This is a genomic window from Acinetobacter rudis, from assembly GCF_031157835.1.
Taxonomy (GTDB): domain Bacteria; phylum Pseudomonadota; class Gammaproteobacteria; order Pseudomonadales; family Moraxellaceae; genus Acinetobacter; species Acinetobacter rudis_A.
Genome location: NZ_JAVIDR010000055.1, coordinates 1 through 561 on the forward strand (window position 1 = coordinate 1; position 561 = coordinate 561).

The following is a 561-nucleotide window of genomic DNA, read 5'->3' on the forward strand; positions in this document are numbered from 1 at the left end:
TTATGCTGTAACTTTAGATACAACACCAGCACCTACTGTACGACCACCTTCACGGATCGCAAAACGTAGACCTGCGTCCATTGCGATTGGGTGGATCAATTCTACTGACATTTCAACGTTGTCACCAGGCATAACCATTTCTACGCCTTCTTTAAGTGCGATAGCACCAGTTACGTCAGTTGTACGGAAGTAGAACTGTGGACGGTAACCATTTAAGAATGGAGTGTGACGGCCACCTTCGTCTTTAGAAAGTACATATACTTCTGCGTCGAATTTAGTGTGCGGTTTGATTGCACCTGGTTTAGCCAATACTTGACCACGTTGAACGTCTTCACGTTTAGTACCACGAAGTAAGATACCACAGTTCTCACCAGCACGGCCTTCGTCAAGAAGTTTACGGAACATTTCAACGCCAGTTACAGTTGTTTTAACTGTATCTTTAATACCAACGATTTCAACTTCTTCGCCAACTTTAACAACACCAGTTTCAACACGGCCAGTTACAACTGTACCACGACCTGAAATTGAGAATACATCTTCAATAGGCATCAAGAAGTCTTT

1 protein-coding gene is annotated in these 561 nt (G+C 43.1%); it reads right to left on the reverse strand.

Features of this window, described 5'->3' with window-relative positions:
- On the reverse strand, positions 1–561 hold a 561-nt coding region (locus tag RFH42_RS16860), incomplete at its 5' end, for an EF-Tu C-terminal domain-related protein (protein ID WP_308977094.1).